Annotated in this window: 3 protein-coding genes and 1 pseudogene; 2 read left to right on the forward strand and 2 right to left on the reverse strand. The window is 41.3% G+C overall.

The genetic code is table 11. The features are described 5' to 3' along the window. Nucleotides 1-59: 59 nt before the first annotated feature. Together M2132_RS11675 and M2132_RS11680 are read right to left on the reverse strand one after the other, a co-directional pair. Nucleotides 60-3,659 (reverse strand): annotated as a pseudogene (locus tag M2132_RS11675) (N-6 DNA methylase); the annotation flags it as partial. Next, entirely contained in the window at nt 3,646-4,092 is a 447-nt protein-coding gene (locus M2132_RS11680; RefSeq protein WP_280673736.1) for a DUF1896 family protein, read from the reverse strand. The gene M2132_RS11680 and the pseudogene M2132_RS11675, both read right to left, overlap by 14 nt. 258 nt (nt 4,093-4,350) lie before the next feature. Between M2132_RS11680 and M2132_RS11685 the strand changes: the two genes are divergently transcribed. Then, nucleotides 4,351-4,866, forward strand: a complete 516-nt coding sequence (locus tag M2132_RS11685; protein ID WP_280673738.1) for a hypothetical protein — start codon at nt 4,351-4,353, stop codon at nt 4,864-4,866. Further along, nucleotides 4,863-5,174, forward strand: a complete 312-nt coding sequence (locus M2132_RS11690; protein ID WP_280673740.1) for a hypothetical protein — start codon at nt 4,863-4,865, stop codon at nt 5,172-5,174. Before M2132_RS11685 ends, M2132_RS11690 begins: the two co-directional genes overlap by 4 nt. Nucleotides 5,175-5,237: the final 63 nt, after the last annotated feature.

A 5,237-nucleotide genomic window follows, 5' to 3' on the forward strand; every position in this document is an offset into this window, starting at 1 on the left:
AGTAGAAATATATGAAAATAGAATTAGGAAATATATTGCTGTAAATGGTTTATTATGTGGGTATTAAAAGTGTTAGTTTGGATTTTATTTAAGTTAGGATAATGGCTCTCATCAACGTACAAATGGTCGATACCCATTAAACGAAAATCTACCGTATCATCCTTGCGGTTTTCAATCTGATAGGCAATATTATTTAACTTGGCTTCAAGATTCAGTTGTCGCTTGACTAAGCCTTTCTCCATTGCACGGGATATTTCCTTACCCTGTGCCCGTAATACTTCCAGATTTTCTTCCACCGAATCGAGTTCCGCCTGTAATATCCGTTGCTGTATTTCGGGCGACTGGGGTATCATACCGAATTGTTCGTGTGTTAAGATGATTGCATCCCAGTTATTGTTTTTCATTTCGTTGAAGATCTTCGCCCGTTTTGCGGGGGTAAAATCTTCTTTGCCCGGATACAGTACTTTGGCATTGGGATAAGCCGTACAGAAAGTCTGGGCTATCTCATGCACATTGGCTTTAAGAGCCATAATGAGGGGTTTGTTTACCAATCCCAAACGTTTTTTCTCGTAGGCGCTTACGCACATTATCAGCGTTTTACCACCACCCACCTCGTGGTCGATTATCCCCCCGCCATTGAGTTTATCCATCCAAATTGCATCCTTCTGGCTTTTGTACAAATCGGGAATACCCAAGCCTTTCAAATCAAGCCCCGGAAACTCTTGCTGGCTTCCGTCATACTCCGGACGGACGAAACAATTAAACGTGCGGTTGTATTTATCCGCCAGTCGGTCTTTGAACTCCTGCGATTGTTCATTCAGCCATTCTACAAAACCGTTCCGTATCTCGTCAATCTTGGAGTTGGCGAGTTGGATTGATTCGGAATCACGCACTTTGACCTCTTTGATTTCCCCGTCAATCAACTTATTGACTTTCTTCGTAATATCGGGAGAGGTATTGTGTAAGGCGTGTTTCATCAAGGCGATACCGTCGAAAGTCCGATTCGTTGATTTAACAGCGTACTGATCCCATATCTTGATATTTTTGCTATCGGCTTTCAGGGTGTACTCATCACGGCTCCCGGCGTAATGTACCGATACGTTTGTATCAAACAAATGCGAAGCATACTTGCTGTAAATACCTGACGGAATCCACCGTTCTCCGAAATTAAAATCCAAATCCTCGAACGGTATCGGGCGGGGTATTGCTTCTTTGAGAGCCTTTAATGATTCTTTTGCCGTTTCGTTGTCGGGGTGGTTCTCTATATACCGCTCAACATGTTCCGCTTTGGATATGACGTTACCGCTTATGAACTTGTCTTTAATTTCATAAGCCCCTATCATTGGATTGAAAAACACCTGCCCTTTCAATTCCTCCAGTATTTCCTCCGAAGTACCGCCTGTAAACCCTGCCATATATTCAAGGTTTACTTGGGCATACTTATTAAGCGAAGCGGTCAGGGCTTCCCGTGCGTTATCCGCATGGGTTATCTCGTTCGGATTGAAAGCAACCGGTTGTTGGAAAATATCGGCTTTAACTGCTTTGCCATTCACATAGCGTTCAAGGGAGAGAATTTCAGTTCCTCCGGCATCCATTTTAATAAGGCTTAGGTTTTTCGCATCGTTTATATTTCCGAAACGACGGGTAAAATCATCGTAAAGCCTATTCAACATTTCACGCAAGGCGGGATTGGCTTCCAACCTTGTTGCTTCGTTATTATACAGGTGGTGGTAAGTATCCCGTATTTCAATATAAAGGGATGCTTTCGCCTGCTGTGTTCCTGTGAGCTGAAGCGGATGGAACATCGGCTGAAATCCTTCTAAATCGCGCAAATAACCTATACGATTATTTTCGTCAGTTACGAGAGAGCCTTCACGATAATGGGACGGCATATCTTCTGCATTATAGTAGGGAATCGGCTTCATACGTTCCTGCTGTTCCCGTTCGGCTTCTTCTTTCAACCGTTCCAGTTGTTCCTCCCGACGAGCATCAAATACGGGATAGGCTGCCGCAGTTTCCTCTTGTAGCTTTTCCCGCTGCTGTGCGGCGTTATGTGCCATTTCTTCCCGCCAGTCCATAAAGGGAAGTTCTTTGGGTTTACTGGCTTGTGATTTAGACTTTCGACCTCGTTTTTTAGGCTTGCTTACCTGACTGCGTTCCTCTTGGGTAAAACCGAAAAGGTCATAGAGCGTAATTAAAGGTTGCTCTGTAACAGACTTTGGTTTCGCCTCCGGAGTCGGCTCTTTCTTAATGGCAGGATCGTCCATATCGAAAAGCGTACCCGAATAAGTTTGTTGTTGCTTGGGTGCTTCGGGTTTGTTTTCAATCGTAGGTTTTACCGCTTCGGATTGGTTATTGTCGGGAAACCAATCATCTTCAATAGCCTGCCAAAACGGATCGAGTTCGTCTGTCTGCCAAAGAGGATTGAGGTCATTGGAATTTGATTCAAGTGTCGGTTTAATTTCTGCGGCGGTTGCAACCTGTTTTTCCGGCGAGTTCTGTTTATGGGTTTGGTAACGTTGTAAATCCAAATGTTGGGAGAAATCTTCTTTCAACATTTGCCGCAGGTCTTTGGCAATACCCTCTACTCCGCCCTCATGCGTAAAGACAATCGCAGGTTTGCCGTAAGGGTCAGTATCTATCTTAGAGCTGGTTTGTACAACCCTATCGAAATCACGGAACAGATTATTTATAGAAATACCGTTTGACAGCTTGCGGGATTCTATAAAATCCTGCTGCCTTTGGCTCGGAACTATGTTTTTATTGTTCCGTTGCAGGATTATCAGGTCGCTGCCGACTTCTGTTCCGGCATGGTCGGAAAAGAGATTGTTCGGCAGGCGGATAGCTGAAACCACATCGCAGGTGTTCATCAGGTATTCCCGTATCGGCTTGTTCTGTTCCGAATTGAGTACGCCTTGACTGGTTATAAAGGCGATTATCCCGCCCTCTCTGGCCGACATTACACTTTTTACAAAAAAGTAGTTGTGTATCGCCTGTGTCGATTGTTTGACGGCGGGTATTTCATGGTTAGATAGTAACGGATCGAATACCGAAACATCGCCAAATGGAATGTTGGACGCTATCACATCGAAATGCTGTGAATAACGCCCTTCCATTTTTTCGTAACCCTCAATCCGAACTTTATCATCGGGATAGAGGTGTGAGAGGATTTTACCCGTCAATAAATCCTTTTCAAAACAGGTTATTTTGGCTTCAGGTGCGGTTTCTTTGAATGAAGAAAGAAACGCACCTGTTCCGGCACTGGGTTCTAAAAAGCGTGACGGAGTTATGCCGCTATCTTTCAAAGCATCTGCCAACGCATCAATAACGGGTTGCGGTGTATAGAATGCAGTAAGGATAGAACTTTTCAGAGAACTGACATAGCGTTTGTAAACGTCGGGTGTGGGAGAACTTTCACGGAGTACCTCGTGAAGTTCCTGCACCAACGGAAAAAGCTCGACTTCGGATTTAGACCACTGCTGAATATCTTCGGGTTTGTCGGCAGGGTTAAGGATTGCCTTTATTCCTCCGAACCCTGAATATTTAGCGAGTATTTCCCGTTCTTCGGGTGTTGCCTGTCGTTGTTCCTTATCGAGCCTTAACGCTAACTTAATTGCATCAATGTTCTGACGCAAATGAGTTCGCTTATTGTAACTCATTTTCGAGCAGTATCAGGATTGTGCCGACAAGTTCCGTATAGAGCGACTGGTACTCGGTCGTCTCGGCATAATCATCGTTCAGGTTGTATTTAGAAAATACTGCCTGACATTCGGGTAATAAATCTTTCGCCTTTGTGTGGGCTTCACTTGGCGAAACTTCGTCGAAAAACTCGTTCCAAAGAATTTCAACGATTGCATTATAAGGAGAAAAGTGTAAGCCTTTGAATAGGGCTTCGTTTGCGATTTCGGCAGCCTGAATATGGTCTAAACCGCTTTTTATGGCTTCGCTATATGCTTCGGCTGCCATATCACCACGCCCTGCAATAAAGGAAAGGTCATTTGCTTTGTCGGGGTGTGAATCTCGTAAGTAAGATAGTAGATTGAGCCGGAAATAAGACATTTCCGCTGGCTCTAAATTTGAATTGTATTTCATACTGATAACTGATTTTGTTTTGCATCACTATTAATGCAGAATAAAAGTAAGCGTAATCAGTAAGTTGATAGAGGGTTTTGAAGCAGGTGGTAGTATGTGGCTTCGATTTGGCAGTATGTGGCGTTAGTGGGAAAATATTTTCCTGTATTCTAAATATTTACTAAATTTGCAGGCAGATACAATTATCTTTTTATCTATAACATATTGAAATGCACTAACGGTTATGAAAGAAACAGAGTAATAAAATTTTAAAGTAATATGGAAAAAAAAATAAATTGGGAAAAATATGGCGTAATTACAAGTGTAATTTTTGGGTGTGTCTCACTGATACTCTCGATTCGTTCTTGCAGTCATAGTAAGAACGCCAACGAAATAGCAAAGGAATCTAATCGTATTGCTGGTACAGCCAATATAACAGCAATGCAAGCCAACGAGATAGCAAAACAAGCTAACGACACTGCAAATTATATTTCAAAACAACTTCTTGAAATTGAGATAGGACGTGATAAAAGAGATGATAAAGACCGTGAAGAAATAAAAAATGATGCAAAAAAAAGGAAAATAGAAAATATCCTTTCACAAGCGAACTTGCTTTTTGATAAAAAAAATTATGAAGAAGCATATAATAAATACATCGAATACAAAAGACATAGTAATAATGGGCACATTGGTGGTGAAAAATTTGGAACTTTATCAAAGAATATACTTGCGGCTAATCCTGATAGCGAAGAAGGGAAGAAATATCAACAATGGTCAAAAGAATTATTAAAATGAAACAAATAGCATTTAGATATTATTTGGCTTTTCTCTTTCTTATTTCCAGCATTGGACTAAATGCGCAATCAGAGAAAATCAAAGAAGGAAGAGATTTTTTTTCTAATGGAAATTACTCTTCTGCCGTTAGTTTATTAGAGTCAATCACAGATTGTCCTGATGAATGTAAGAAATTACTCATTGATGCCAAACAATGTAAAGAATGGATTGAAAAAGCAAACCAAGATTATCATGCAACAGATACTGTAAGTTTGAAAAGAGCAATAGATAATTATAAATGCGAATCAGTAGTTGAAACAATTCGCTGATTTGTTTAGTTAAATTATTTATTATCAATGAAATAAGCGCGTTGAATATTTGCTCAATCTCTT

The sequence above is a fragment of the Dysgonomonas sp. PH5-45 genome, assembly GCF_029893235.1.
Taxonomy (GTDB): Bacteria; Bacteroidota; Bacteroidia; order Bacteroidales; family Dysgonomonadaceae; genus UBA1309.

Bases quoted from the DNA above. Each gene is read 5' to 3' on its own strand.
- M2132_RS11680 (WP_280673736.1), bottom strand. From the start codon at position 4,092: ATGAAATACAATTCAAATTTAGAGCCAGCGGAAATGTCTTATTTCCGG.
- M2132_RS11685 (WP_280673738.1), top strand. From the start codon at position 4,351: ATGGAAAAAAAAATAAATTGGGAAAAATATGGCGTAATTACAAGTGTA.
- M2132_RS11690 (WP_280673740.1), top strand. From the start codon at position 4,863: ATGAAACAAATAGCATTTAGATATTATTTGGCTTTTCTCTTTCTTATT.